A 26,137-nucleotide genomic window follows, 5' to 3' on the forward strand; every position below is an offset into this window, starting at 1 on the left:
CGCTGGCGGCGGCGCGGCGGCGCGGGGCGGACGGCCCCGAGGCCGCCCGGGCTCCCCGGGGGAGGGGAGCCGGACGGCCTCGGGGGCTGCGCGGGGGAGGGGCGCCGGTCAGAGGCCGGGGCTCTTGGGGGTCGCGGTCAGGTCGTACAGGGTGGTGCCGCCGACGGTCTTGGCGGTGTAGGTGGCCTCCACCCAGGAGCTGATCTCCGCGGAGTAGTTCGAGCCGCCCATGCTGCCGCCGCCCATGCCGCCGCCACCGATGAACCAGTGCACCTTGCCCTCCCGGACCAGCTGCTTGAAGCCGTTCAGGGAGAGCGACGGGTCGCTCCCGTTGAAGCCGCCCAGCGCCATCACCGGTTCGCCGCTGGCGAGTTGGTAGCTGGCCTGGTTCTGCGAGCCGACCGCGGCGGCGACCCAGGTGTACTTGCCGGCGTCCTGCTTGAGCAGGTCGGCCACCTCGGTGGAGACCTGGGCGCCGTTCAGCAGGCCGCCCATGCCGCCCATGCCGCCGCCGCCCGCGCCGCCGAAGCCGCCGCGTCCGGTGCGGCGCTCGCCGTCGGTGCCGGTGCCGGTGCCGCCGCCCGGGAAGCCCGGGAAGGCACCCGTCCCGCCGTTGCTGCCGGTGCCGGTGCCGGTGCCGTTCTGGGGGCCGCCGGGGAAGGCCGGCATGCCGTTGCTGCTGCCGCCGGTGCCGCCGGTGCCGGTGCCGCCCGGGAAGTTGGGCATGCCGCCGGTGCCGCCGCCCGCCCGGCCGCCGCCGGGGAAACCGGCCCCGCCGCCGGGGAAGCCGCCGCCGCGACCGCCGAAGCCGCCGCTCTGGACGGCCGGGCCCGCGGTGACGATGGAGCCGCTGTGGCCGGTGGAGACGGTGTCGAGGGCGTACGCGGCCGGGCCGGCCAGGGTGGCGGCCAGGGCGGTGAGGCCCGCGACGGTGGCGATCCGGCGGCCGGTGAGGCCGGGGATGCGGCCCGCGAGGAGCAGCGCGATCGCGGCGAGGACGCCGCCGATCAGTACCGCGTCGCGCAGCCACGGCACGAACTGCGCGCTGCGGCCGAGCAGTTGGTGCGCCCACCAGGCGGTGACCGCGACCGTGACGGCCAGCACGGCCGCGTACGGGAGGCGGTGGCGGGCCCGCCACAGGCCGTCGGCGCCCATGCCGACCAGGGCGGCGACCGCCGGGACGAGGGCCACCGTGTAGTACTGGTGGAAGATGCCGGACATGAAGCTGAAGGTCAGCGCGGTGGAGAGCAGCCAGCCGCCCCAGACCAGGAAGCCGATCCGGGCCGAGTCGGTGCGCGGGTGGCGGCGGGTGGCCCAGAGGCCGAAGGCCAGCAGGATCAGCGCGGCGGGCATCAGCCAGGCGATCTGGCCGCCGATGTCGCCGTCGAACAGCCGGGTGACGCCGGTGGAGCCCCACATGCCGCCCCCGCCGCCCGCCCGGCCGCCACCGCCGCCGCCGACCGAGCCGGTCTCGTCGCCGGTGATCCGGCCGAAGCCGTTGTAGCCGAAGGTCAGGGAGAGGAAGGAGTTGTCCTGCGAGCCGCCGATGTACGGGCGGGCGGAGGCCGGCATCAGTTCGACGATCGCCACCCACCAGCCGCCGGCCACCACCATGGCGACGGTGCCGTACAGCAGCTGCCGGAGGCGGCGGCCCGGACCGGTGGGCGCGCACACCAGGTACACCAGGGCGAACGCGGGCAGCACCAGGAACGCCTGGAGCGTCTTGGTGAGGAAGCCCAGGCCGAACATCACGCCGACGAACACCAGCCAGCGGGTGGACGCCGTCTCGGTGGCCCGGACGGTGCCGTACGCGGCCAGGGTGAGCAGCAGCACCAGCAGCGCGTCCGGGTTGTTGAAGCGGAACATCAGCGCCGCGATCGGGGTCAGCGCCAGCGCGGCGCCCGCCACCAGGCCGGCCAGCGGGGCGAAGCGGCGGCGCACCGTGGCGTACACGGCGGCGACCGTGCCGACGCCCATCAGCACCTGCGGGGCCAGCAGGCTGAACGAGCTGAGGCCGAGGAGGCGGGCGGAGAGCGCCATCGGCCACAGCGCCAGCGGCGGCTTGTCGACGGTGATGAAGTTCGCCGAGTCCGAGGACCCGAAGAACATCGCCTTCCAGCTGACCGAACCGGCCTGGACGGCGGCCGAGTAGAAGGCGTTCGCCCAGCCGGAGGCGGTCAGGTTCCAGAAGTACAGCACGGCCGTCGCCAGCAGCAGGCCGAGGAAGGCCGGACGCACCCAGCGCGGGTCGTCCGGGCGCCCGCGCCAGGTGCGGGCGGGCAGCGTGCGCAGCCGGCCGGCCCAGGAGGCCGGTCCCTTCGGGCCGGTGGGCGGCGGCGCGACGGGCGGGAACAGCGTCTCAGCGGGCCGCTCGCGTTCGGCCCCGGCGGGCGGGAGCGGCCCGGCGGAGGGCCACTCGGTCGGCCCGGCCGCGGCGTGGGCCGCGACCGCCGGGGGCGGGTAGTTCGCGGCGTCGGGCCACGGCTCGCTGGTCGGAGGAACGGAACTGGACGTGGTCATGGGCACTACGCTCGGAGGCCCGGCTGAGAGGTTGATGAGAGGCGGCTATGAGGGCGCTCTAAGTCTCCCGGCGGACGGGTGACGTCCGCCTCCGCGCGCGGTGACGGACCGTCAGCTGAGGGTGGCGGCGGCGGCCCCCGCACCGGCCGGGTCCGGGGTGGGCGGGGCGAGGCGGGTGCCGAGCCAGGCGAGGGCCGGGGGGATCTCGCGGGTCCAGGTGTGGAAGTTGTGGCCGCCGCTGTCCAGGGTGATGGTGGAGAGCCGGGTCGGGGCCTTGAAGGCGGCGACCATCTCCTGGGTGGGCCGGTAGTTCTCCTCGTTGCGGCTGGTGGCCAGCAGCAGCGAGACCGGCGGGGCGGGGTGGTTGCGCAGCCGCCACAGCAGGTCGTTGTCCTGCCTGACCTGCTCGCTGCCGCCGAACAGGTCGCCGGTGGTGGGGTCGTTGTGCACCTCGTAGTAGCCGGACAGCGCGATCGCCGCCCGGTACGAATCGGGCTTGCGCACCGCGAACTTGACGGCGCAGTAGCCGCCGGTGGAGTCGCCGATCACGGCCCGCGCCTCGGGCCGGTCGTCGACCCGGTAGGCGGCGGACATCGCCTTCGGCAGGTCCTCGGTGAAGAAGGTCTCCACCTGGGGCCCGCCGGGCACGTCCATGCACTCGGTGTCCCGGTTGCCGACCAGGGTGGGCCGCATCATCACCAGCACGGTGGGCGGCATCTTCCCGGTCTCGACGGCCTTCAGGGCGGACGCCGGGTACTGGAGCAGCGAGATCAGCTTCTCCGGCGTGCCCGGGTAGCCGGACAGCGCCAGCAGCATCGGGAAGCGGCTGTTCGCGTAGGCGGGCTGGAAGTACTGCGGCGGCAGGTAGACGTACGCGGGGGTGCCGGTCAGCCCGGAGCCGGTCCCGTGGATCTCCACCCGCTGGATCACCCCGGAGCGGTCCTGGGCGGAGCCCTGCGCGGAGTACATCCGCTGCTCGCCGGTGACCGAGACGGCCCGGCCGCCGGGCTGGTGGTCGACCACGGTGCCGGGGCTGCCGTCCAGGCCGAGCAGGTCGCTCCAGGTCGAGTAGAACCCGAAGTAGGAGTTGGCGACCAGGCCCATCGCGACCAGCACCGTGACCTGCGTCCCGAGGAACGCCGCGATCCGGCCGAGCCAGGCCCGCCAGCCCCGCCCGCCGAGCCGGGGCCACAGCCCCATGGTGGCGGCGAACGCGGCGACGGCCACCAGGGTGGCGATGATCTGCAGGGGGAGTCCGGTCAGGCTGGGCACCCGATGATCGTAAGGTACGCCTTCACGGATCTCCCAGCCGGCTCCCAGCCGGTTCACGGTTTCGCCAAGCCCGCCCCAAGCCCGCCCCAACTCACCTGCGGCGCAGGCCCGTCGGCGCTCCCAGCCGGGGCCCGGACGGCGACGGCCCGCCGCACCCACGGGGAAGGTGCGGCGGGCCGTCGGTCCGTGGCGGGCCGGTGCGGCGTCAGCCCAGGCTGTTGTAGAGGGTGTTCAGCAGGGTGGAGTTGTTGTCGTCGTTCTCCAGGGCGAAGGCGAACATGCCGCCCAGGCCCTTGCTCTTGGCGTACGCGGCGCGGGCCTGGATGGCCTTCGGGTCGTCGCCGGTCCAGAAGTTGGTGCCGTCGTAGACCCAGGTGCTCTCGGTCACCGGGTCCCAGTGGGTGTTCTGGGCGGTGAGGGTGAGCTCGCGCCAGCTGGCCAGGCCGGCCTCCTGGCTGCCGGGCTTGGCCGGGGTGGCGCCGGTGGCGTTCTGGTAGAGGCCGTAGTTGCCGCCGGCCTGGACGCCGGTCCAGCCGCGGAAGTAGAACGGGATGCCGAGGATGATCTTGTTGGCCGGGAAGCCGCCCTTGATCCCGTACTCGGGCAGGCCGGTGGTGTACGCGGCCAGCGTGGTGTCCACGTTGTACTTGGCGGTGCCGGGGGCGATCGGCGTGGTCGGGTCGGCCGGGCTGTCGTGCAGCGGGTCCTGGAGGTTGGTCGGACCGGTGGCGTCCCACGAGCCGTGCATGTCGTACGTCATGATGTCGGCGTAGTCCAGGTACGCGCCGATCCGGTCGGTCTCCAGGTACTGGATCTTGTCCTGGCCGGACGGCAGGGCCGCGGTGAGCAGGAACTTCTTGCCGACGGTCTGCCCGTACGCGTCGAGCTGGCTGCGGAACTCGGCGAGCAGCGCGGTGAAGTTCTGCTTGTCGGCCGCGGAGTAGTGGTTGCCGGTGTGGCCGCCGGCCGAGCCCGGGTACTCCCAGTCGATGTCGATGCCGTCGAAGATGCCCGCGCCGCTGGCCGCGCCGCCGGCGGCGTCACCCGCGACGTTGGCCGGCAGGTTGCCCTTGAGGAACATGTCGATGCAGGAGGAGACCAGCTTCTTGCGCGAGGCGTCGGTGGCCGCCGCGTCGGAGAAGTACTTGGAGTAGGTCCAGCCGCCCAGCGAGAGGGTGACCCGCAGGTTCGGGTTCTTCGCCTTGAGCTGGCGCAGCTGGTTGAAGTTGCCCTTCAGCGGCTGCTCCCACTCGTCGGTGGAGCCGTCGACCGAGATGGCGCCCGAGTAGTCCATCTGGTAGTCGGCGTACGCGTCGGCCGCGCCGTCGCCCGCGTTCGGGTTGTTCTCGTTCGCGGCGTCCGAGGCCTTGACCGCCTCGAAGCAGTTGAGGTTGGTCGGGTGGATGTTCTCGAACGCGTAGGAGATCACGTCCAGCTTGGCGGCGGCGCCCGAGGTGTCCACGTTCTTCGGGTAGTAGGCGGCGTCGTACACCGACCACTGGTCGAAGTAGGCCGACTTGAGCGGCTTGGCGGCGGGCGCGGCGGCGGTGGTGGCGTTCACCGCGGCGGACTGCTGGGAGGCGTGCCCGGCCTTGTCGTACGCCTGGACGGTGAAGGTGTACGCGGTGTTCGGCAGCAGCGAGGAGACCGCGATGTTCGTGCCCATCGAGGTGCCGACCAGCTGGCCCTTCGACCAGACCTTGTAGCCGACGTAGTTGTCGGTCGAGTCGGTCGAGGCGTTCCACTTCAGCACCACGGCGTTGGAGGTGGTCCTGGTGACCGCCACCCCGCCCGGCACGGTGATCTTGCCGTCGCCGGTCGGGCCGTTGCCGGTGCCGGAGCTGGAGCTCGCGGACGGCGACGGGGAGGCCGAGGTGGACGGGCCGGGCGAGGTGGAGCCCGAGGGGCTCGTGCTCGGGCTCGGGCTCGGCGAGGCGCTCTGCGAGGGGCTGGCGGAGGCGGAGGCGCTCGGGCCGGTGGTGCCGCCGCCCGGGCCGGTCAGCACCAGGTCGTCCGCCTGGTAGGCGCCGGTGCCGTACCAGCCGTGGGTGAACACCGTCACCGAGGTGGTGGACGCGCCGGTGGTGAAGGTGGTGCTCAGCTGGGTGTAGGCGGTGGCGCCCGGCGTCCAGGTGGAGGCGTTCACGCCGGTGCCGGTGGCGCCCAGGTACACGTAGCTGCCCTTGAGGAAGCCGGAGAGGGTGTACTTGGTGTTCGGCTGCACGGTGACGGTCTGCTGGCACTGACCGGTGTCCGCGGCGGTGGCGTTGCCGCCCAGCGCGTAGGACCCGCCGTGCACGGGGGTGGTGACCACCGAGCCGCCGGTGCAGGACCAGCCGCTCAGGGTGCCGGACTCGAAGTCGCCGTTGGCGAGCAGGTTGACGGTGGCCGCCGAGGCGGAGCCGAGCGAGAGCGCGAGGGCGGTCGAGCCGATCGTCATCGCGGCGGCCACCACGAGGGCGCCGGCGCGACGGCGGGAGGGGGCCCGGCGCGGGGTCGGCTCGGGGGTGGGCGTGGCCCGTTCAAGCATGGAGGAACCTCCGGAGAAGTGGGGTTGTCCGGTAGGTGCGGCGGCCGTGGGGACCAGGTGGGAGCCTGCGCGCCCCGGGGTGAGCGCGTCACCTAGATTGGACTGGACCATTCGTCCGGGTCAAGGATTTCGACCCACGAACCGTCAGGAAGCTTTCCGAACAGTCCTTTCGGGGGCTCCGAGCCCGTTCCGCCCCCGGCGTACGCCCCCGGCTCGCAGTTGCACATGACTTGCAATTGCATGCATATAAGCGGAAAGATAATCCAGCTCACCGCCCTCGCGGCACCCTGCTCGGAAGGAAGACCCATGGCAGCGCCCAGCCGTCTGCGCGACCGGCTCACCCGGGAGGAGTGGACCAGGCTGGCCGGCATGGCCGGGTTCGTCCTGCTCCTGCACGTGGTGGGGTGGGTGACCCTGCTCGCGGTGATCGCGCCCAGGCACTACGACGTCGGCGGCCAGGTGTTCGGGGCCGGGATGGGCCTGACGGCCTACACGCTCGGCATGCGGCACGCCTTCGACGCCGACCACATCGCCGCGATCGACAACACCACCCGCAAGCTGATGGGCCAGGGCAAGCGCCCGCTCTCGGTGGGCTTCTGGTTCTCGCTGGGCCACTCGTCGATCGTGTTCGGGCTCTGCGCGCTGCTGGCCTTCGGCATCCGGGCGCTGGCGGGGCAGGTGGAGTCGGACGACTCGACGCTGCACGACGCGACCGGGCTGATCGGCGTCACGGTCTCCGGCACCTTCCTGGTGCTGATCGGCCTGATCAACCTGGGCGCGTTCAACGGCATCCTCAAGGTGTTCCGGCGGATGCGCCAGGGCGACTTCGACGAGGCCGAGCTGGAGCGGCAGCTGGACCGGCGCGGCTTCCTGAACCGCATCCTGGGCCGGGTCACCCGGGCGGTCACCAAGTCGTGGCACATGTACCCGGTGGGGCTGCTGTTCGGGCTGGGCTTCGACACCGCGACCGAGGTCTCGCTGCTGGTGCTGGCGGGCGGCGCCGCCGCGTTCTCGCTGCCCTGGTACGCGCTGCTGGTGCTGCCGGTCCTGTTCGCGGCGGGCATGAGCCTGCTGGACACCATCGACGGCTCGTTCATGAACTTCGCCTACGAGTGGGCGTTCTCCAAGCCGGTCCGGAAGATCTACTACAACCTGACGGTGACCGGCCTGTCGGTCGTGGTGGCACTGGTGATCGGCGTGATCGAGCTGCTCCAGCTGGCGTCCGAGAAGCTGGACATCACCGGCGGCCCGATCGGCTGGATCGGCGCGCTGGACCTCAACCTGGTGGGCTACGTGATCGTCGGCCTGTTCGTGGTGACCTGGGCCGGGGCGCTGGCGTTCTGGAAGTTCGGCCGGGTCGAGCAGAAGTGGGGCGCCGGGCTGCGCGAGCAGGCGTAGCCGCCGGACCGTTCGTACCGGAGGGGTGCCCGGGCGGGCGCCCCTCCGGCGTTCCCTGGGCGGCGAGGTCGTCGCAGGTCGGGAAGTGTTCACGTCGGCGCCCTTGTCGGGTCAACTTCTACGCGCGTATCTTCGGGAACCGGATCTACGCGAGTAGCCCGCCAGGAGCCGGTCGGAACCCGGACCGGCCCCCGGCAGCACGCCTTCTGACGGACCCTCACCACCACCCGGAGCGCCCCGCCGCGCCCGGGCCATGGCCTTGCCACGAAGGAGCCCCGCAACGGTGCCCAGCCCCACTCCCGCCCGCCGTTCCCGCCGCACGCTGCTGCGCGCCGCCGCGACGGCCGCGGTCGCCGCCTCCCTGCTGGCCGTCCCGCTGCCGGGCGCGTTCGCCGCGCCGTCCACCGGCGCGGTGATCGCCGAGGTCTACGGCGGCGGCGGCAACTCCGGCGCGACGCTGAAGAACGACTTCATCGAGCTGGGCAACCCGTCCGGCGCGGCCTTCGGCCTGACCGGCTACAGCGTGCAGTACCTGCCCGGCAGCCCGAGCGCCTCCAGCCAGTGGGGCGTCACCGCGCTGAGCGGGTCGGTCGCCCCCGGCGGCCGCTACCTGGTCGCCGAGGGCGCGGGCGCCGGCGGCACCGCCGACCTGCCGGCCGCCGACGCGAGCGGCAACCTGGCGCTGTCCGCCACCGCCGGCACCGTCGCGCTGGTCAACGGCACCGCCGCGCTGACCTGCAAGACCGCCGCCGACTGCGCCGCCGACCCGCGGATCGTCGACCTGGTGGGCTTCGGCACCGCCGTGGTCCGCGAGGGCAGCCCGGTCACCGGTGCGTCCAACACCGCCTCGGTGGCGCGCGGCGCCGCGCTCGCCGACACCGACGACAACGCCAAGGACCTCACGGCCGGCGACCCGACGCCCACCAACTCCAAGGGCGAGACCACCGGCGGCGGCCCCACCACCCCGCCGACCACCCCGCCCGGCACCCCCGGCGACCTGCGCGTCCACGACATCCAGGGCACCACCCGGGTCTCGCCGAAGAACGGCCGGACCGTCACCAACGTGCCCGGCGTCGTCACCGGCGTGCGCGCCTACGGCACCAAGGGCTTCTGGATCCAGGACCCGAACCCGGACGCGGACCCGGCCACCAGCGAGGGCGTGTTCGTCTACACCGGCTCCGCCGCCCCGACCGTCAAGGTCGGCGACTCGGTGCTGGTCACCGGCAAGGTCAGCGAGTACTACCCGAACAGCTCGGGCGGCTCCCAGTCGGTCACCGAGCTGACCGGCCCGACCACCGCCGTCCTCTCCTCCGGCAACCCGGTGCCCGCGCCCGTCGTGCTGAACGGCGCCGACATCCCGGCCGCCTACGCCCCCGACGCGGCCGGCGGCTCGATCGACGCCCTGCCGCTGGACCCGGCGAAGTACGCCCTCGACCTGTACGAGTCGCTGGAGGGCATGAACGTCCAGGTCGCCGACGTGCCGGTGGTGCAGGCCACCGACACGTACAACGAGCTGTGGGTGGACGCCCTCGCCACCGACCCGCGCACCGCCCGCGGCGGCGTGGTCTACCTCGGCTACGACAAGCCGAACAACGGCCGGATCATGATCCAGTCGCTGCCGCCGCTGACCGAGGTGCCCTTCCCGGTCGCCAACGTCGGCGACCGGCTGACCGGCGCCACCACCGGCCCGCTCGACTACAACCAGTTCGGCGGCTACACCATCGCCGCCAACACCCTGGGCGCGGTCAAGGACAACGGGCTCAAGCCCGAGGTCGCCCAGCAGGGCAAGAAGAACGAACTGACCATCGGCACCTACAACGTCGAGAACCTCGACCCGAGCGACGGCCCGGCGAAGTTCGCCCAGCTCGCCAAGGGCATCGTCACCAACCTGGCCTCGCCCGACATCGTCGCCCTCGAGGAGATCCAGGACGACAACGGCGCGGTCAACGACGGCACCGTGGGCGCCTCCACCACCGTCAAGACCTTCATCGACGCGATCAAGGCGGCCGGCGGCCCGGCCTACGACTGGCGCTCGATCGACCCGGTCGACGGCCAGGACGGCGGCGAGCCCGGCGGCAACATCCGCCAGGTGTTCCTGTTCGACCCGAAGCGGGTCTCCTTCACCGACATCCCCGGCGGCTCCTCCACCACCGCCGTCGACGTCACCGGCAAGAAGAACAGGACCAGCCTCACCGCCTCGCCCGGCCGGATCGACCCCGGCAACGAGGCGTGGGCCTCCAGCCGCAAGCCGCTGGTCGGGCAGTTCGAGTTCAAGGGCAAGCCGGTCTTCGTGATCGCCAACCACTTCAACAGCAAGGGCGGCGACCAGGGCATCGACAGCCGCTTCCAGGCCCCCACCCGCTCCTCCGAGGTGCAGCGGGTCAAGCAGGCCGCCGTCGAGCAGGCGTTCGTCGCCAAGCTGCTCAAGGCCGACCCCAAGGCCCGGATCGTCTCGCTCGGCGACTTCAACGACTACCAGTTCTCGCCCGCGCTCCAGACCCTGACCAAGGACGGCGTGCTGCGCGACCTGGTCAACGAGCTGCCCGCGAACGAGCGCTACTCCTACGTCTACCAGGGCAACTCGCAGGTGCTCGACCACATCCTGGTCAGCCCCGCGCTCAAGCCCAAGAAGACCCACTACGACGTGGTGCACATCAACAGCGAGTTCGCCGCCCAGGCCTCCGACCACGACCCGCAGGTGGTCCGGATCAAGCCCTGACGGCCCCCGGCCCGGCAGCCCCCGCCCGTCCCGGCGGGGGCTGCCGCGTTCCCGGAAGTTACCGGTGGGTTGACCGCGGGGCCCGCAGGCCGGAGGATCATGGCACCCCCCGCGCAGGTCTGGAAGGACGCCCCGCATGGCCCACGACGCCGACGTCATCGTGATCGGAGCGGGCCTCGCCGGCCTGGCCGCCACCGCCGAACTCGCCGACGCCGGACGGAAGGTGCTGCTGCTCGACCAGGAGCCGGCCGGCTCGCTCGGCGGACAGGCGCACTGGTCGTTCGGCGGCCTGTTCCTGGTCGACTCGCCCGAGCAGCGCCGGATGCGGATCAAGGACTCCCGCGACCTCGCCTGGCAGGACTGGCTCGGCACCGCCGGGTTCGACCGCGAGGAGGACGCCTGGCCGCGCCGCTGGGCCGAGGCGTACGTCGACTTCGCGGCCGGCGAGAAGCGCGCCTGGCTGCACGCCCAGGGCCTGCGGCTGTTCCCGGTGGTCGGCTGGGCCGAGCGCGGCGGACTGCTGGCCTCCGGCCCCGGCAACTCCGTCCCGCGCTTCCACATCACCTGGGGCACCGGCCCCGGCATCGTCGAGCCCTTCGCCCGCCGGGTGCGCGAGGCGGTCAGGGCCGGCCGGGTCGAACTGCGCTTCCGGCACCGCGTCACCGGCCTCGCCGCCAGCGCCGGGAGCCTGGACACCGTCACCGGCGAGGTGCTCGCCCCGTCCGCCGTGCAGCGCGGCGAGGCCAGCTCCCGCGAGGTCGCCGGACACTTCGCACTGCGCGCCCAGGCCGTGATCGTGGCCTCCGGCGGCATCGGCGGCAACCACGACAAGGTCCGCGCCGCCTGGCCCGAACGGCTCGGCACCCCGCCCGCCAAACTGCTCTCCGGCGTCCCCGCGCACGTCGACGGCCTGATGCTGGACGTCGCGGGCGCCGCCGGCGGCCACCTGATCAACGGCGACCGGATGTGGCACTACACCGAGGGCATCGAGAACTGGAACCCGATCTGGGCCAAGCACGGCATCCGGATCCTCCCCGGCCCGTCCTCGCTCTGGCTGGACGCCACCGGCAGGCGGCTGCCCGTCCCCCTGTTCCCCGGCTTCGACACCCTCGGCACCCTCGAACACATCATGCGCACCGGCCACCAGCACACCTGGTTCGTGCTCACCCAGAAGATCATCGAGAAGGAGTTCGCGCTCTCCGGCTCCGAGCAGAACCCCGACCTGACCGGCCGCTCGATCCGCCAGGTGCTCGGCCGCGCGCTGCCCGGCGCCACCGGTCCGGTCGAGGCGTTCAAGCAGCACGGCCCGGACTTCGTGGTCGCCGACACCCTGGAGGAACTCGTCCGCGGCATGAACGAGCGCCAGGGCGACGCCCCCGCCATCGACGGCGCCGAACTGCGCCGCGAGATCGAGGCCCGCGACCGCGAGATCGCCAACCCGTTCAGCAAGGACCTCCAGGTCACCGCGATCCACGGGGCCCGCCGCTACCTCGGCGACAAGCTGATCCGCACCGCGAGCCCGCACCGGCTGCTCGACCCCAAGGCCGGCCCGCTGATCGCCGTCCGGCTCAACATCCTCACCCGCAAGTCCCTCGGCGGCCTCCAGACCGACCTCGACTCCCGCGTCCTGCGCGCCGACGGCACCGTCCTGGACGGCCTCTACGCGGCCGGCGAGGCGGCCGGCTTCGGCGGCGGCGGCATCCACGGCTACCGCTCCCTGGAGGGCACCTTCCTGGGCGGCTGCCTCTTCTCCGGCCGCGCCGCCGGCCGGGCGGCGGCGAGGGCCACCGCGTAGCGGCCGGTGGCCGCGGCCCGGCGGCCGGCGGCCGGCGGTCACGGCACTACCGGCCGGTCGTGCCGTCGATCTGCTCGCGCAGGATGTCGGCGTGGCCCGCGTGGCGGGTGGTCTCGCCCGTCATGTGGGCCAGCACCCAGCGCAGCGAGCGCGGCTCCCCGGCCACCGCCGTGGCGGTCGGCCGGGCGGGGTCGGCGACGGCGCGGACGATCGCGTCGCTGTCCGCGCACGCCTGCCGGTAGGCGGCCAGCACCCGGTGGGCGGGCACGTCGTCCGGGACGGCCATGGCGAAGTCCACGTCCCGGTGCTCCGCCAGGCCCGCGACGTGGTGGCCGAACCAGTACCGCTCGCCGTCCGTCAGGTGCTGCACCAGCCCCAGCAGGTTCGTCCCGGTCGGCACCAGGACGCGGCGCAGCTGCTCCTCCGTCAGGTCCTCGGTCTTCTTGAGCACGCACTCCCGGGCGAAGGCCAGGAAGGCGAGCGCGGTGTCGAGCTCACCGCCGTCGGCGCGGGGGACGGGGCGGCGCTGCGTTTCGAAGGCTGTCATGTCCGGGAACCTAGCCGGGCCCGGCCCCCGGACGCACCGGGGTTTCGGGGACGGCCCGCCGATCACCGAGAATGGGGGCGTGAACGCAGGAGCCGCGGTGGCGGAGTTGGACGGGCGGCCGGTGACGGCGGCGCAGTTGCAGGTGCTGGCGCTGACGAACTACGGGCACTTCACCACGATGCTGGTGGAGGACGGCCGGGTGCGCGGCCTCGACCTGCACCTGGAGCGGCTGGAGCGGGACTGCGCGGCGCTGTTCGGGGTGCGGCCGGACCGGGAGCGGGTGCGGGGGTTCGCCCGGCGGGCGGTGCCCGCGGCGGGGGCGGTGGCGGTGCGGGTGACGGTGTTCGACCCGGCGATCGACCTGGGCAGCATCGGCGGGAAGGCCGAGCCGCGGGTGCTGGTGACGGCCCGTCCGGCGGGCAGCGGGGCGCCGGGGCCGATCCGGGTGCGGACGGCCCGCTTCGAGCGGGAACTGCCGGAGGTGAAGAGCGTGGCGCTGTTCGGGGCGCTGCGCCAGCGCCGACTGGCCCAGCAGGCCGGGTTCGACGACGCGCTGTTCGTGGACCGGGACGGCGGCGTCACCGAGGGCGGCACCTGGAACGTCGGCTTCCTGCGCGGCGGCGAGGTGCTCTGGCCGCGCGGCGCGTACCTGGCCGGGACGGCGATGGCGCTGCTGCGCGGGGCGTGCGGCGGCGCCGAGGAGCGGGTCGGGCCGGAACTGGCGGGCGTGGAAGCGGTGTTCGCGACCAACGCGGCGGTCGGGGTGCGCCCGGTGGCGGCGGTGGACGGGCGGGCCTTCGACACCGCGGAGGTGGCGCGGCTGCGCGAGGCGTACCTGGCGGTGCCGGGGGAGCGGCTGTAGGGATCGCTCGTAGGGACTGCTGGACTGCTCTCAGGGACCGGATGCGGGGAGCGGTTGTAGGGACCGGACACGGCGAGCGGGCGGCGGGGAGCGGTCGCACCACCGGCTTTACCCGCGCATGGTCGGATCATGTGCCGTACCAGACCGGCCTGTTGACGCTCGTTCACCGACCGTCCGGGCGGCGGCCACCGGCCACTGACAGTCTCCCGCGCATGGATATCCCCCACATGGGCGTGCCCGCCGAGCTCGCCGCACGCATGAGCATGGCGGAGCAGCACGAGTACCTGCGCAGCAAGCTCTCCCGCCGCACCCTGCTGCGCTCCGGCGCGGTCACGGCCGGCGCGCTGGCCGTCGGCGGGGCGCTGGGCTCCGGTACGGCGTTCGCCGACCCGTCCGTGACGTCCGGCTCCGCGACCGGCGGGGTGGACGGTTCGCTGGTCGCGCCGGTCGGCCGCCACCTGCAGTTCGGCGCCGACGCCGGCACCCAGATGCGGGTGTCCTGGCAGGTGCCGGCGGCGGTGCGCAAGCCGTTCCTGCGCTTCGGCCGCCACCCCTGGGAGCTGAGCCACAAGATCGAGGCCGAGGTGCGCGCGCTGCACACCCCGGCGCTGGTCGACGGCGGCACCCCGGTCGACCAGTACTACCTGCACGTGGAGCTGGACCACCTCCAGCCGGGCACCACCTACTACTACGGCGTCGGCCACGAGGGCTTCGACCCGGCCTCGCACCAGGCGATCTCCACCCTGAAGACCTTCACCACCGCGCCGTCCCGCACCGGCCGCCGGGGCCGCCCGTTCGAGCCGTTCACCTTCACCGCCTTCGGCGACCAGGGCGTCTCCGCGCACGCGGCCGGCAACGACAACGTGATCCTGGCGCAGAACCCGGTGTTCCACCTGCACGCGGGCGACATCTGCTACGCCGATCCGGCCGGCCAGGGCCTGGACAGCGACAGGTCCGCGTACGACGCCCGGACCTGGGACGCCTTCCTGGCGCAGACCGAGCCGGTGTCCGCGAAGATCCCGTGGATGGTCTCCTACGGCAACCACGACATGGAGGCGTGGTACTCGCACAACGGGTACGGCGGCGAGGACGCCCGCTTCACCCTGCCGACCGACGGCCCGGACCCGCGCAAGGCCCCCGGCGTCTACTCCTTCACCTACGGCAACGTCGGCGTGATCTCGCTGGACGCCAACGACGTCTCGTACGAGATCCCGGCCAACTTCGGCTACACCAACGGCCGGCAGACCCAGTGGCTGGAGCGCAGGCTGCGCGAGCTGCGGGCCGACGAGACGGTCGACTTCGTGGTGGTCTTCTTCCACCACTGCGCCTTCTCCACCACCCACCAGCACGCCTCCGAGGGCGGGGTCCGGGACGCCTGGGTGCCGCTGTTCGAGAAGTACCGGGTGGACCTGGTCGTCAACGGCCACAACCACGTGTACGAGCGCACCGACGCGATCCTCGGCAACAAGGTCGCCAAGGCGGTGCCGAGCGGCGCGACGCTCGACCCGGCCAAGGACGGCGTGGTCTACGTGACCGCGGGCGCGGCCGGGCGCAGCCTGTACTCCTTCGACGCCCCCGACAGCTACGAGGGCCACGAGAACCACCAGGACGAGGTGGTCACGTACCACTTCGAGAAGGGCGCGGTGCACGTCCCCGAGACAGTGCACTGGTCGCGGGTCCGCTACACCGGCTACTCCTTCGTCAAGGTGGACGTCACCCCGGCCCACCCCGGCGCGAACAGCACGATGAAGGTGACCGCGCTGGCCGAGGACGGCACCCGGATCGACCACTACTCGATCGTCCGCCGCGCGGGCCGCGGCGAGCACGGCCACTGAACCCGGCCGGACGGCGCCCGCCCCGGACCAGGTGCTGCCGGGTCCGGGGCGGGCACCGTCCAGTGCCGCGACGGGGCGAAGGCGGCCTGACGCGGCACTAGGGTGGCGGGGTGAGCGCCGCCCGTTCGATCCTGCTGTTCGCGCTGGCCGCCGTCCTGGAGATCGGCGGCTGCTGGCTGGTCTGGCAGTCCGTCCGCGAGTCCCGCCCGTGGTGGCTGGCCGGGCTCGGCGTGGTCGCCCTCGGGCTGTACGGCTTCACCGCGGCCCTCCAGCCGGACGCGAACTTCGGCCGGGTGCTGGCCGCGTACGGCGGCGTCTTCGTGGCCGGCTCCCTGCTGTGGGGCGTGGTCCTGGACGGCTTCCGCCCCACCCGCTGGGACGTGGCCGGCGCCCTGGTCTGCCTGGCCGGCGTCGGCCTGATCATGTACGGGCCGCGCCGCTGAGGCCGCCCGGTCGGGTCAGGACGCGACCCAGCGCCAGCCGTTCTTGTCCACGCAGACGATCACCCGGCCGGAGGCGTCGGTGCCCGCCACCCCGTGGTCGGACGCCCGGCAGAACTGGCCCGCCTTGTAGCAGTTGCCCGCGTTGGACAGCGGGTGGCAGCCCGCCGCCTGCTGGGTGTGCGTCGGCTCGGCCGCCGGCGGCTTGCTGGTGGTCCGGGCCGCGGCGGGCTTGGTGGTGGCGGGCGCGGGGGTGGCCGCCTTCGGCGCCGCGGTGGTCGCCGCGACACTCGCCTCGGGCGTCGGCGTGGGGGTCGGCGTGGGCGTTGGGCTCGGGGTGGGGCTGGGGCTGGGCGTGGGGGTCGGCGTCGGCGTGGGGCTGGAACCGGCCGCGGGCGCGCTGCTGCTGTGCGAAGCGACGGGCGCGGGCGTGACCTGGTCGGTCGGCTCGCAGGCGGTGGCGAACAGCGCGGCGGCCAGCAGCGCGCCCGCGGCGGAGGCCCGGCGCAGGCGGAGGGAGAGGGACAACTCGGCTCATCTCGCAGAGACGTTTCGGGACGGGTCGCCATCCTTCCGAGTGTGTGCAACCGGTGCGCTCCGGGTGACGGTTTCGTTACCGATCGGCAACCGGACCGCCGCGCAGCACCCCTCCACGCACGCCCGGACGTCTCCGCCCGCACCCGGGGAGCCGGCCGTCGAGGTGGTGGCGGCGAAGGCGCGGACGCCCGGGACCCGCACGCCGCACGCCGTCGGCGAGCGAGCGCCCTCGCCGCCGACTTCCCTGGTGAGGAACCTCGGTGCGGGTTCGAACGGAAGTGCTGCGGTCGCCGGGTTCCATGCGGAGGAGGGGTCGTGCGGGAGTACGTGGCGGGGGTCGGTCGGACGACCGCGGTGCGCGGGGCGGTGGGGGCGCTCGTCCTGCTGGGCGGGGCGTTCCGGCACTCGGCGCAGGAGTCGGACCACGAGTCGTACGGGGGCGGAGCGAGGACGACAAGCCCGCCGTGTGCGGCCCGACCGAGCCGGAGCGGCCGACCGGCTATCCGGCGAGATGCTGCCCGCCCCGGCCCTGGACGGCTGGCGGACGCCCCCGCTCCCGGCCGGGCCGGGGCAGCCGACCCGCTCGCCCCGGCCGTCCGCGTCCCCGACCCCGTTCCGGCCGTTCGGCGGGACCCGGGCCGCCGTCACCGCCCCCGCTACTGGCGGTAGGTGGCCAGGAAGCGGCCGATCCGGTTGATCGCGGTCTCCAGTTCGTCGGCGCGCGGGAGGGTGACGAAGCGGAAGTGGTCGGGGCGGGGCCAGTTGAAGCCGGTGCCCTGGACGATGTGGATCTTCTCGCGGAGCAGCAGGTCGAGGACGAAGCGCTCGTCGTCGACGATCCGGTGCACGGCCGGGTCGAGCTTGGCGAAGGCGTAGAGGGCGCCCTTGGGCTTGACGCAGGAGACGCCGGGGATCTCGTTCAGCGCGCGCCAGGTGACGTCGCGCTGTTCGGTGAGCCGGCCGTTCGGCAGGACCAGGTCGTCGATGGACTGCCGGCCGCCGAGCGCGGCCTGCACGGCGTACTGGGCGGGCACGTTGGGGCACAGCCGCATCGCGGCCAGCATGGTGAGGCCCTCCAGGTAGTCCTTGGCGTGCTCCTTGGGGCCGGAGACCACCAGCCAGCCGCTGCGGAAGCCGGCCACCCGGTAGGACTTGGACAGGCCGTTGAAGGTGAGGGTGACCACGTCGTCGGCGAGGGCGGCCAGGCAGTGGTGCTCGGTGCCGTCGTAGAGGATCTTGTCGTAGATCTCGTCGGCGAAGACCAGCAGGTGGTGGCGGCGGGCCAGGTCGAGGATGCCCTCCAGCAGCTCCTTCGGGTAGACCGCGCCGGTCGGGTTGTTCGGGTTGATCACCACGATCGCCTTGGTGCGGTGGGTGATCTTGGCGGCGATGTCGTCCAGGTCCGGGTACCAGTCGGACTCCTCGTCGCACAGGTAGTGCACCGCCTTGCCGCCGGCGAACCGCACCACCGCCGTCCACAGCGGGAAGTCCGGCGCCGGGACGAGCACCTCGTCGCCGTCGTCCACCAGCGCCTGCACGGCCATCTGGATCAGCTCGGACGCGCCGTTGCCCAGGTACACGTCGTCCACGCCGACGCCCGGGACGCCGCGCTGCTGGTAGTACTGCACGACGGCGCGGCGGGCGGGGAGGATGCCGCGCGAGTCGGAGTAGCCGTGCGCGTTGGGCAGGTTGCGGATGATGTCCTGGAGGATCTCCTCCGGCGCCTCGAAGCCGAACGGGGCCGGGTTGCCGGTGTTCAGCCGCAGGACGCTGTGGCCGGCCTCCTCCAGGGCGTTGGCGGTGTCGACGACCGGGCCACGGATCTCGTAGCACACGTCCTTCAGCTTGCTGGACTGGCGAAACTCCATCAGCGGCCTCCCGACCCTCACCGAGCCCCTGCGGCCGGCTTGCTTCGTTCTACCAAGTAAGGACTTGGAAAGTCCAACCTATTGGCTATGCTGACGACATGCCACGCCGAAGCTACGACCAGTACTGCGCCGTCGCCCGCGCCCTGGACGCGGTGGGGGAGCGCTGGAGCCTCCTGATCGTCCGTGAACTCCTCGGCGGACCGCGCCGCTACACCGACCTGCACGCCGACCTGCCCGGCGTCTCCACCGACATCCTCGCCACCCGGCTCAAGCAGCTGGAGGGCGAGGGGCTGGTGGAGCGCCGCCGCCTGGAGCGCCCCGCCAACGCCACCGTCTACGAACTCACCCCCCGCGGTGCCGAACTGCGCCCCGTGGTCGAGGCACTGGCCCACTGGGGCGGCCCCGACCTGGGCGAGCCGCGGCCCACCGACGCCGTCCGCGAGCACTGGTACACCGCCGCCGGCTCCTGAGCCCGTCCCGGCGCACCCCCGCCAACTCCTGAGCCTCCCTTGAGGCTTGACCGCCCCTTTGCCGGGTACGCTGACGGCATCCGGGCCGCGTCCAGGGCCCGGCGACGGACGGGGGTCCCACCATGCCGCGCCTGCTCGCACTCGCCGCCTCGGCCGCCCGCGCGGCTGCCCGGCCCTTCCGCCACAAGCGCCAGGCGTACGACCACACCGAGGCCCACCGCGCCCAGGTCGACCGGGACGTCGCGGTCTCCCGCCACCACCGCGCCGCCAACCACAGCTGGACGGGCGGCAACTCGGCCAACTAGGAGGCGGGCCGCCGCTGTTCGGCCTCCCGCTGCTGTCCGGCCGTCGGCGGGGCGTGCTTCGCTGGGGCCGTGAACGCCTCTCCCGGTATCCGGATCACCGCCGTCCCGCCGTCCGGGGCGGCGGACGTCGGCGTGCTGCTCTCCGTCGACACCGCCTCCGCCGAGCCCGGCGAGCGGGCCGTCCGAGGGCTCCTGGGCCACGGCCACGAGGGCGAGGAGGGCGTCCACCACCTCCTGCCCCACGACCTGGCCGCCCGCTACGCCCGCGCCGGCGACCGGCTCGCCGTCGCCCTGGTCACCACCCGCGCCGTCCTCGTCCGCCGCCTCGCCGAACAGCCCGACCTGCTCGCCGAGTTCGCCGACGTACCCACCGAAGGCCGGGACGCGTGGCTGCCGCTGCGGCGCCGCGAACCGGCCACCGACTTCGTCCCCGCCGACCGGGACGGCGAGGCCCGGGCCGTCCTGCTGATCGACCACCCCGGCCCGGTGGCCTCGCCGGAGGCGCTGCCGGCCGGCTTCGAGGCGGGCGAGTCGGGCCTCGCGGTGCTCAACGCCCGGTGGTGGCGCGGGCGGCGTGCTCCTGCGCCTGGCGCAGCAGGGCGGGCCCGTACTCGGGGTGGGCCAGGGCGTGGGCGAACTGCGCGGTCAGGTAGGCGGCGGGGTTGCCGGTGTCGTACCAGCGGCCCTCGATGACCTGGCCGTACACGGCGCGCCGGGCGGCGTACGCGTTGAGCGCGTCGGTGAGGTACAGCTCGCCGACCGGGTTCTCCCGGTGGCGGCGGTACTGCTCGCGCAGCTCGTCGACGACGCCCGCGGTCAGGACGTAGCCGCCGATCGCGGCGAAGTGGGAGGGCGCGTCCGCGGGCTCCGGCTTCTCGACCAGGCCGGTGATCCGCAGCGCGCCGTCGCCCAGGTCCTCCTTGACCACCGGGACGCCGTACCGCTGGGAGTCCTCCGGGTCCATCGGCATCAGCGCGAGCACCGGGGCGTTGGTCTTCTCGTACGCGGCGACGAGCTGCCGGGCGCGGGGCACCGCCGCGACGAACACGTCGTCGGGCCACAGCACGAGGAACGGCTCGTCGCCGAAGTCCCGGGCGGCGTTCAGCACGGGGGTGCCGTTGCCGTACGGGCCGTGCTGGTGCAGGTAGGTGATGTGGCCGCGGTGGGACAGCTCGCCGATCTCCTCGACCGCGTCGGCGTAGCCGGGCTTGCCGCCGGCGCGCAGCTGGGCGACGAGCGCCGGGTTGGGCCGGAAGTGCTCCTGGATCAGTGACTTGTCGCCCGAGACGACGATGGTGATGTCGGTGATCCCGGAGTCGATCAGCTCGCGGACGGTGTGCTCGATCACCGGCCGGTCGCCGACGGGCAGCATCTCCTTCGGGGTGGCCTTGGTGAGCGGGAGCAGCCGGGAGCCGAGGCCGGCCGCGGGGATCACGGCCCGGCGGATGGTGGCACGCATGGGGACCTCTTCCTGGGCGTCTTGACGGCCGGGCCCGTCGGCGCGGCGAACGGCCGCAACCGCAGGCAACCGGTTGCTCACCCATGGTAGTTGGCGGACGTGGTGGCCCCGGACCCGCCGGTGCCCGAGCCCTGGTCGGGCGGGGCGGGGCGGTGGTGACGCGGGCGGGTCGGGCGGTAGGTTCCGGGGGTGGGCGAATCGGAGCTGGAGGGTGCGCGGGCCGGGTTCCGGGCCGGGGCGGCCGGGGTGGGGCTCGGGGCGGTCGTCGCGCTGGCGGTCTGGGGGCTGTCGGCGGTCTTCGGCGACGGTGCGTTCCCGTCGGGCGCGGTGATCGTCGTGGCGATGTCGGCGGTGGGCTTCCTCGGCTCGTTCTGGCAGGCCCGCCCCGGGAACCGGCGGTCGGCCACGCTGATTTCCGTGCTGGTGTTCGTGCTCGTCGCCATGCTGGTGGCCCAGTTGGCCGGCGGCGTCGAACAGGGCTCCGGGCACGGGCCCTCCGGCGGACTGGCCCTCGGCTACCTGGTGGCCGTCCTGGTCGCCGCGACCGCCTTCGGTGCGCTGACCGACCCGCCCGGCGCCGTGGCCGGGGACGGCACCGGTGCCGCGGCCGGTCGCGGTCGGCGCCACCGCCTCGTCGTCCACGGCGCCCTGGCCGTGCTGCTCGTCCTGCTGGCCGGGCTGGTCGCCGTCACCCGGTGAAACGCTGCACGACCCGGTGAAACGCTGCACGGACGCTGCGAGTGGCGTCCGGCCCGGGGTGGGACGACCGTGGCAGGGTGACGGTGGAAGCATGCGGCGGCGAACTGGTGGCCCGGGTCGCCCGGGGCGAGCGGGACGCCTTCGAGGCGCTGTACCGGCACCTGCTCGGTCCGGTCGGGGCGGTGGTGCGGCGGGTGCTGCGCGACCGGGCGCAGAGCGAGGAGGTCGTCCAGGAGGTGTTCCTGGAACTCTGGCGCACCGCCGACCGCTACCGCCCCGACCGCGGCAGCGTGTACGCCTGGGCCCTGACCGCCGCCCACCACCGCGCCGTCGACCGGGTCCGCGCCGCCCGCGCCGGGGCCGAACGCGAGCGCACCGCCGCCCTGCGCGAGTACCGGCCCGCGTACGACAGCGTCGCCACCGAGGCCGAACGCCGGCTGGAGGGCCGCGCCGTGCGCGCGGCCCTGGCCGCCCTCACCCCCGCCCAGCGCGAGGCGCTCGCCCTCGCCTACTGGGGCGGCTGCACCCAGACCCGGATCGCCGCGCTGCTGGACACCCCGCTGGGCACGGTCAAGAGCCGGGTCCGGGACGGCCTGCGGCGGCTGCGGACGGAACTGGAACCGGAACCGGCCTGAGCACCCTCAGTCCGCCCGGCGGGCCGGCCACCAGACCCGGCCGCCGAGGTCGTGCACCAGGGCCGGGACGAGCAGCGAGCGCACCAGCAGGGTGTCGAGCAGGACGCCGAAGGCCACGATGAAGGCGATCTGGGCCAGGAAGGCGAGCGGGATCACCCCGAGGGCGGCGAAGGTCGCGGCCAGCACCACGCCCGCGGAGGTGATGACGCCGCCGGTCGCGGTCAGGCCGCGCAGGACGCCGGCCCGGGTGCCGAGCACCGCGGTCTCCTCGCGGACCCGTGTCATCAGGAAGATGTTGTAGTCCACGCCCAGCGCGACCAGGAACACGAACCCGTACAGCGGGACGGACGGGTCGGTCGCCGAGAACCCGAACACGTGCGGGAACACCAGCGCCGAGACGCCCAGCGTGGCCAGGTAGGAGAGCGCCACCGTCGCCGCCAGCAGCACCGGCGCCAGCACCGAGCGCAGCAGCAGGACCAGCACCACCAGGATGCACAGCAGCACCACCGGCATGATCAGCGTCCGGTCGCGCTCCGCGGTGGCCCGGGTGTCGGCCTGCTGCGCCGAGTAGCCGCCGACCAGCGCGTCGGCCCCGTCCACGGCGTGCACGGCGGTGCGCAGCCGGCCGACGGTGGCGAGCGCGGCGTCGCTGTCGGCCGGGTCGGTGAGCGTCGCGTCCAGCCGCACCAGGCCGTTCGCGGTCACCGGCGGGTCGCTCGGCGCGCCGCCGGTGTACGGGCGCACCGAGGCCACGCCGGGCACCTGCGCGGCCGCCGCCACCGCCCGGGCCTGACCGGCGTTCGTGACGATCACCGCCGGGTTGCCCGAGCCGCCCGGGAAGTGCGCCGACAGCAGGCGCTGCGCGGCGACCGAGGGCTGGGCGGTGGTGAACAGTTCGGACTGCGGCACGCCCCGGGCGTCCAGCAGCGGGGAGCAGGCCGCGAGCGCCGCCAGCACCGCCGCCGTCCCCACCCACAGGGCGCGCGGACGGCGGCCCACCAGGTCGGCGACCCGCTGCCAGACCCGGTGCGAGCCGCCCCGGCCGTCGGCGGCGGGCCGGGCCGGCCAGAACGCGGCCCGGCCGCACAGCGCGAGCACCGCCGGGAGGAAGGTCAGCGCGGACAGCACGGCGCAGGCGATGCCGATCGCGCCGACCGGGCCGAGCGCCCGGTTGTTCGTCAGGTCCGAGAGCAGCAGCACCAGCAGGCCCAGCCCGACCGTCAGGCCCGAGGCGGCGACCGGCTCCGCCGAGCGGCGCAGCGCGGTGCGGGCGGCGGTGAACCGGTCCGGTCCGGTGGCGAGTTCCTCGCGGAAGCGGGCGGACAGCAGCAGCCCGTAGTCGGTGGCCGCGCCGATCACCAGGATCGACAGCAGCCCCTGCACCTGCCCGTCCACCCGCACCACGCCGTGCTGCGCCAGCGCGTACACGATCGCGCAGGCCACGCCGAGCGCGAACACCGCGCCCAGGATCACCAGCACCGGCAGCAGCACCGCCCGGTACACCAGCACCAGGATCAGCAGCACCACGCCGAGCGCCACCCCGAGCAGCAGGCCGTCGATGCCCGCGAACGCCCCCGACAGGTCGGCCAGCACCGCCGCCGGTCCGGCCACCCCGGCCACCGCGTCCGGCACCTGCCCGGCCCGCTCGCGGATCGCCGTGACCGCGACCTTGGTATCCGGTCCGAGGTCGGAGCGCAGTTGCACCACCGCCTCCAGCGCCCGCCCGTCCTCGGACGGCAGCAGCGGCGACGCCTGCCCGGTGGTGCCGGGCACCTCCGCCGCCGCGGCCAGCGCCTGCCCGGCGGCGGCCCGCAGCGCCTCGTCGACCTGCCCGGACCGCGCCTCCCAGACCAGCACCACCGGCAGCGTCGCCTCGGTCCGGAAGTCCTTCTCCAGCTGCGCGACCCGGGTCGACTCCGCGCTGCGCGGCAGGAACGCCGCCCCGTCGTTGGTCGACACCTCGCCCAGCCTCCCCGCGAACGGCCCGAGCGCGCCGCCGAGCGCCAGCCAGACCAGCAGCAGCACGAGCGGGAGCAGGAAGCGCAGCCGGCGCGGGGCGGACGGGGGCGCGGGCGCGGGGGGTGCGGGCGGGGCGGGAGTCGGCATGAGCGGAGAATATCTCAATCATTGAGAGATTTGGGGCACCGAGTCCACGCGGTGTTGACGGCGGTAGCGGCGTCCGGAGTGCCCGGCAGGCCCTAGGCTGACGTGGTGTCAGCAGAACCGGCCGAGGCGGGAACGAGCACCGGGGCGGTCGCCCGGCGGCTCGGGGTGTCGCCGACCACCGTCCGCTCCTGGGAACGCCGCTACGGCATCGGCCCGGCCGAACGCGAAGCCGGGCACCACCGGCGCTGGACGCCCCGGGACGTGGCCGTGCTGGAGGCGATGTGCCGCCTCACCGCGCGCGGGGTGCCGCCCGCCGAGGCCGCCCGGCTCGCCCCCGCGCTGGCCGGAACGGCGGACGGCCCGCCGCCGACGGCCCCCGGACCGGCCGGGGCGGTCCGGCCCGAGGTGCGCGGACTGGCCCGCGCGGCCCGCCGCCTGGACAGCCCCGAGGTCGCCCGCATCCTGCACGGCAGCGTCGAACGGCTCGGCGCCGTCACCGCCTGGACGGACGTGATGGCACCCGCGCTGCGCGCCGCCGGACGCCGCTGGGTCCGCAGCGGGGAGCGGTACGTCGAGGTCGAGCACCTGCTCTCCTGGCACGTCTCCAGCGCGCTGCGCCGGGTCGCCGAACCCCCGGCCACCGCCCCCGGGCCGCCCGTGCTGCTGGCCGCGATGCCCGGCGAGCAGCACACCCTCCCGCTGGAGGCGGTGGCCGCCGCCCTCGCCGAACGCGGCCTGCCCTTCCGGGTCTTCGGCGCCGCGGTGCCCGCCGAGGCCCTCGCCGAAGCCGTCCGCCGCACCGGCCCCGCCGCCGTCCTGCTCTGGTCGCAGACCCGCGCCACCGCCGACCCGGTCCCCGTCCGCGCCACCGCCACCACCGCCTGGGGCGGCCGCGGCTCCCGGGTCCGCCCCACCCTCCTCGCCGCCGGCCCCGGCTGGCACCGCACCACCCGCCCACCCGACGCCCTGGCCCCCCGCGACCTCCCGGGCGCCCTCGCCCTGCTGACGGGCGCGCTGGGCGCGGGTGGAGCGGGGCGGTGAGGGGAACGCCCCTGCCCCCGGCGGGAGTCGGGGCCGGGCGGGGGAGTGGTGAGGGGTGCCCGCCCGCTGTCGGCCCTGTCGGTCCTGGTGTTCGGCCGGGATGTCCGGGGTGGATGTCCGCTTCGTGTCGCGGCGTCGGCTGGGGGGAGTGCCGGGGGGTTCTCGCTGCGGTCGGTCCCTACGGTCTGCCGGTTCCGCTGGGCGCGGGTGGAGCGGGGCGGTGAGGGGAACGTCGTTGCCTCCGGCGGGAGTCGGGGCCGGGCGGGGGTGCGGGGCGAAGTGGTCGCTCGCCGTCGGTCCCCGCGTCCGGCCGGGCGGGCCCGCGTTCCGGGTGCGCCGGGCCCCGCCGGGGGTGCTTGTCGCCGTTCCGCCGCGTTGCGGTGCCTGCGCGGCCGGTCGGAGGTGGTCGCGCTAGGGTCGGGGCGGCAGGGTCGGGCGGGCAGGGCGGCAGGTGGGTGGAGGGGTGTGGTGGAGGAGCGGCCGGTGGCGCAGCGGGAGTTCGGGCGGTTGTTGCAGGGGCTGGCGTCCGAGATGAACCTGCTCGGACATGATTTCGCGGCGGCCTCGGGCCTGCACGCGACGGACGTCCAGGCGTTGCTGGCGGTGTTGCGGGCGGCCGATCCGCCCGGGATCACGCCCGGGGGGCTGCGGGCCGAGCTGGGGTTGACGTCGGGGGCGGTGACCGCGGTGCTGGACCGGTTGGAGCGGGCCGGGCACGTCCACCGGACCAAGGACGCCACCGACCGGCGGCAGGTGCACGTGCACTACCACCCGGACGCGGCCCGGATCGCCGGGGAGTGGTTCGCCCCCGTCGCGGACTGCACCGACCGGGTCCGGGCCGAGTTCGCGCCGGAGCAGGTCGCCACCGTGGTGCGCTTCCTGACCCGGATGACCGAGGAGCTCGCCGAGCTGCGGCAGGCCAGACGGTCCTGACGAGCCCGGCGGCCCTGACGAGCCCGGCGGCCCCCATGAGCCCGGCGGCCCCGACGAGCCCGGCGGGCCCAAGCCCCCGCCGGACACGCCCGATTCGGGCACTATCGCGGTGTCTGGAACCTTTTGCCGGGTATGGTCGGCGGGCGTCCGAACGTCCGGCAGCCCT

19 protein-coding genes and 1 pseudogene are annotated in these 26,137 nt (G+C 74.3%); 12 read left to right on the plus strand and 8 right to left on the minus strand.

From position 1 onward, the window contains the following. Nucleotides 1-108: 108 nt before the first annotated feature. From ACIP60_RS27045 to ACIP60_RS27055, 3 genes are all read right to left on the minus strand, one after another. Nucleotides 109-2,520, minus strand: a complete 2,412-nt coding sequence (locus ACIP60_RS27045; RefSeq protein WP_400688728.1) for an ArnT family glycosyltransferase — start codon at nucleotides 2,518-2,520, stop codon at nucleotides 109-111. Between the two features lie 111 nt (nucleotides 2,521-2,631). Further along, the gene (locus ACIP60_RS27050; RefSeq protein ID WP_400688730.1) at nucleotides 2,632-3,792 is read right to left on the minus strand and encodes an alpha/beta hydrolase; all 1,161 of its coding nucleotides are present in this window, start codon (nucleotides 3,790-3,792) and stop codon (nucleotides 2,632-2,634) included. Between the two features lie 205 nt (nucleotides 3,793-3,997). Then, nucleotides 3,998-6,322, minus strand: a complete 2,325-nt coding sequence (locus tag ACIP60_RS27055) for a glycosyl hydrolase family 18 protein (RefSeq protein ID WP_400688734.1) — start codon at nucleotides 6,320-6,322, stop codon at nucleotides 3,998-4,000. 306 nt (nucleotides 6,323-6,628) lie between these two features. On the opposite strand from ACIP60_RS27055, the gene ACIP60_RS27060 reads away from it, so the two are divergent. From ACIP60_RS27060 to ACIP60_RS27070, 3 genes are all read left to right on the plus strand, one after another. Beyond that, nucleotides 6,629-7,720 (plus strand): HoxN/HupN/NixA family nickel/cobalt transporter, encoded by a 1,092-nt coding sequence (locus ACIP60_RS27060; protein ID WP_400688737.1) that lies wholly within the window; start codon nucleotides 6,629-6,631, stop codon nucleotides 7,718-7,720. Nucleotides 7,721-8,003: 283 nt separating this feature from the next. Continuing rightward, nucleotides 8,004-10,439, plus strand: a complete 2,436-nt coding sequence (locus ACIP60_RS27065) for an endonuclease/exonuclease/phosphatase family protein (RefSeq protein WP_400688739.1) — start codon at nucleotides 8,004-8,006, stop codon at nucleotides 10,437-10,439. A gap of 136 nt (nucleotides 10,440-10,575) precedes the next feature. Further along, nucleotides 10,576-12,234: an FAD-binding dehydrogenase gene (locus ACIP60_RS27070; protein ID WP_400688741.1), complete on the plus strand. Its 1,659-nt coding sequence runs from the start codon at nucleotides 10,576-10,578 to the stop codon at nucleotides 12,232-12,234. A 46-nt stretch (nucleotides 12,235-12,280) separates the two neighbouring features. Here ACIP60_RS27070 and ACIP60_RS27075 read toward each other — a convergent pair whose 3' ends face one another. Next, nucleotides 12,281-12,781 carry a DinB family protein gene (locus tag ACIP60_RS27075; protein WP_400688744.1) on the minus strand — a complete coding sequence of 167 codons (501 nt, stop codon included), beginning with the start codon at nucleotides 12,779-12,781 and terminating at the stop codon, nucleotides 12,281-12,283. Nucleotides 12,782-12,878: 97 nt separating this feature from the next. Here ACIP60_RS27075 and ACIP60_RS27080 point away from each other — a divergent pair, with 97 nt between their 5' ends. The 3 genes from ACIP60_RS27080 to ACIP60_RS27090 all read left to right on the plus strand — a co-directional run bounded on the left by ACIP60_RS27080 (nucleotide 12,879) and on the right by ACIP60_RS27090 (nucleotide 15,921). Beyond that, complete coding sequence (locus ACIP60_RS27080; RefSeq protein WP_400689260.1) at nucleotides 12,879-13,643, plus strand: aminotransferase class IV; 765 nt, start codon at nucleotides 12,879-12,881, stop codon at nucleotides 13,641-13,643. 212 nt (nucleotides 13,644-13,855) lie between these two features. Next, a complete protein-coding gene (locus tag ACIP60_RS27085) occupies nucleotides 13,856-15,478 on the plus strand; it encodes a purple acid phosphatase family protein (protein ID WP_400688747.1) in 1,623 nt (540 codons plus the stop codon). 110 nt (nucleotides 15,479-15,588) lie between these two features. Further along, nucleotides 15,589-15,921 (plus strand): YnfA family protein, encoded by a 333-nt coding sequence (locus ACIP60_RS27090; RefSeq protein WP_400688749.1) that lies wholly within the window; start codon nucleotides 15,589-15,591, stop codon nucleotides 15,919-15,921. Nucleotides 15,922-15,936: 15 nt separating this feature from the next. Here ACIP60_RS27090 and ACIP60_RS27095 read toward each other — a convergent pair whose 3' ends face one another. Together ACIP60_RS27095 and ACIP60_RS27100 are read right to left on the minus strand one after the other, a co-directional pair. Beyond that, a complete protein-coding gene (locus tag ACIP60_RS27095) occupies nucleotides 15,937-16,446 on the minus strand; it encodes a hypothetical protein (RefSeq protein ID WP_400688752.1) in 510 nt (169 codons plus the stop codon). Between the two features lie 665 nt (nucleotides 16,447-17,111). Beyond that, a complete protein-coding gene (locus ACIP60_RS27100; RefSeq protein WP_100835649.1) occupies nucleotides 17,112-18,323 on the minus strand; it encodes a pyridoxal phosphate-dependent aminotransferase in 1,212 nt (403 codons plus the stop codon). A 98-nt stretch (nucleotides 18,324-18,421) separates the two neighbouring features. On the opposite strand from ACIP60_RS27100, the pseudogene ACIP60_RS27105 reads away from it, so the two are divergent. Together ACIP60_RS27105 and ACIP60_RS27110 are read left to right on the plus strand one after the other, a co-directional pair. Continuing rightward, nucleotides 18,422-18,775 (plus strand): annotated as a pseudogene (locus ACIP60_RS27105) (winged helix-turn-helix transcriptional regulator); the annotation flags it as partial. A gap of 140 nt (nucleotides 18,776-18,915) precedes the next feature. Further along, nucleotides 18,916-19,098, plus strand: a complete 183-nt coding sequence (locus ACIP60_RS27110) for a hypothetical protein (RefSeq protein ID WP_100835647.1) — start codon at nucleotides 18,916-18,918, stop codon at nucleotides 19,096-19,098. A gap of 547 nt (nucleotides 19,099-19,645) precedes the next feature. On the opposite strand, the gene ACIP60_RS27115 is transcribed toward ACIP60_RS27110, so the two are convergent. Beyond that, nucleotides 19,646-20,557, minus strand: a complete 912-nt coding sequence (locus ACIP60_RS27115; RefSeq protein ID WP_400688758.1) for a UTP--glucose-1-phosphate uridylyltransferase — start codon at nucleotides 20,555-20,557, stop codon at nucleotides 19,646-19,648. 189 nt (nucleotides 20,558-20,746) lie between these two features. On the opposite strand from ACIP60_RS27115, the gene ACIP60_RS27120 reads away from it, so the two are divergent. Further along, the gene (locus ACIP60_RS27120) at nucleotides 20,747-21,256 is read left to right on the plus strand and encodes a hypothetical protein (protein ID WP_400688761.1); all 510 of its coding nucleotides are present in this window, start codon (nucleotides 20,747-20,749) and stop codon (nucleotides 21,254-21,256) included. A 77-nt stretch (nucleotides 21,257-21,333) separates the two neighbouring features. Then, nucleotides 21,334-21,891: a sigma-70 family RNA polymerase sigma factor gene (locus ACIP60_RS27125; RefSeq protein ID WP_400688764.1), complete on the plus strand. Its 558-nt coding sequence runs from the start codon at nucleotides 21,334-21,336 to the stop codon at nucleotides 21,889-21,891. A gap of 6 nt (nucleotides 21,892-21,897) precedes the next feature. Here the strand turns inward: ACIP60_RS27125 and ACIP60_RS27130 are convergent, their stop codons facing one another. Then, a complete protein-coding gene (locus tag ACIP60_RS27130) occupies nucleotides 21,898-23,997 on the minus strand; it encodes an MMPL family transporter (protein WP_400688767.1) in 2,100 nt (699 codons plus the stop codon). Between the two features lie 105 nt (nucleotides 23,998-24,102). Between ACIP60_RS27130 and ACIP60_RS27135 the strand changes: the two genes are divergently transcribed. After that, a complete protein-coding gene (locus ACIP60_RS27135; protein WP_400688770.1) occupies nucleotides 24,103-25,038 on the plus strand; it encodes a MerR family transcriptional regulator in 936 nt (311 codons plus the stop codon). Nucleotides 25,039-25,521: 483 nt separating this feature from the next. Beyond that, complete coding sequence (locus tag ACIP60_RS27140; RefSeq protein WP_282205341.1) at nucleotides 25,522-25,971, plus strand: MarR family winged helix-turn-helix transcriptional regulator; 450 nt, start codon at nucleotides 25,522-25,524, stop codon at nucleotides 25,969-25,971. Nucleotides 25,972-26,137: the final 166 nt, after the last annotated feature.

This window comes from Kitasatospora sp. NPDC088783, assembly GCF_044750705.1.
GTDB classification, from domain to species: Bacteria; Actinomycetota; Actinomycetes; order Streptomycetales; family Streptomycetaceae; genus Kitasatospora; species Kitasatospora fiedleri.

Bases quoted from the DNA above. Each gene is read 5' to 3' on its own strand.
- ACIP60_RS27045 (WP_400688728.1), bottom strand. From the start codon at position 2,520: ATGACCACGTCCAGTTCCGTTCCTCCGACCAGCGAGCCGTGGCCCGAC.
- ACIP60_RS27055 (WP_400688734.1), bottom strand. From the start codon at position 6,322: ATGCTTGAACGGGCCACGCCCACCCCCGAGCCGACCCCGCGCCGGGCC.
- ACIP60_RS27060 (WP_400688737.1), top strand. From the start codon at position 6,629: ATGGCAGCGCCCAGCCGTCTGCGCGACCGGCTCACCCGGGAGGAGTGG.
- ACIP60_RS27070 (WP_400688741.1), top strand. From the start codon at position 10,576: ATGGCCCACGACGCCGACGTCATCGTGATCGGAGCGGGCCTCGCCGGC.
- ACIP60_RS27075 (WP_400688744.1), bottom strand. From the start codon at position 12,781: ATGACAGCCTTCGAAACGCAGCGCCGCCCCGTCCCCCGCGCCGACGGC.
- ACIP60_RS27085 (WP_400688747.1), top strand. From the start codon at position 13,856: ATGGATATCCCCCACATGGGCGTGCCCGCCGAGCTCGCCGCACGCATG.
- ACIP60_RS27100 (WP_100835649.1), bottom strand. From the start codon at position 18,323: ATGGAGTTTCGCCAGTCCAGCAAGCTGAAGGACGTGTGCTACGAGATC.
- ACIP60_RS27110 (WP_100835647.1), top strand. From the start codon at position 18,916: ATGCCGCGCCTGCTCGCACTCGCCGCCTCGGCCGCCCGCGCGGCTGCC.
- ACIP60_RS27115 (WP_400688758.1), bottom strand. From the start codon at position 20,557: ATGCGTGCCACCATCCGCCGGGCCGTGATCCCCGCGGCCGGCCTCGGC.
- ACIP60_RS27130 (WP_400688767.1), bottom strand. From the start codon at position 23,997: ATGCCGACTCCCGCCCCGCCCGCACCCCCCGCGCCCGCGCCCCCGTCC.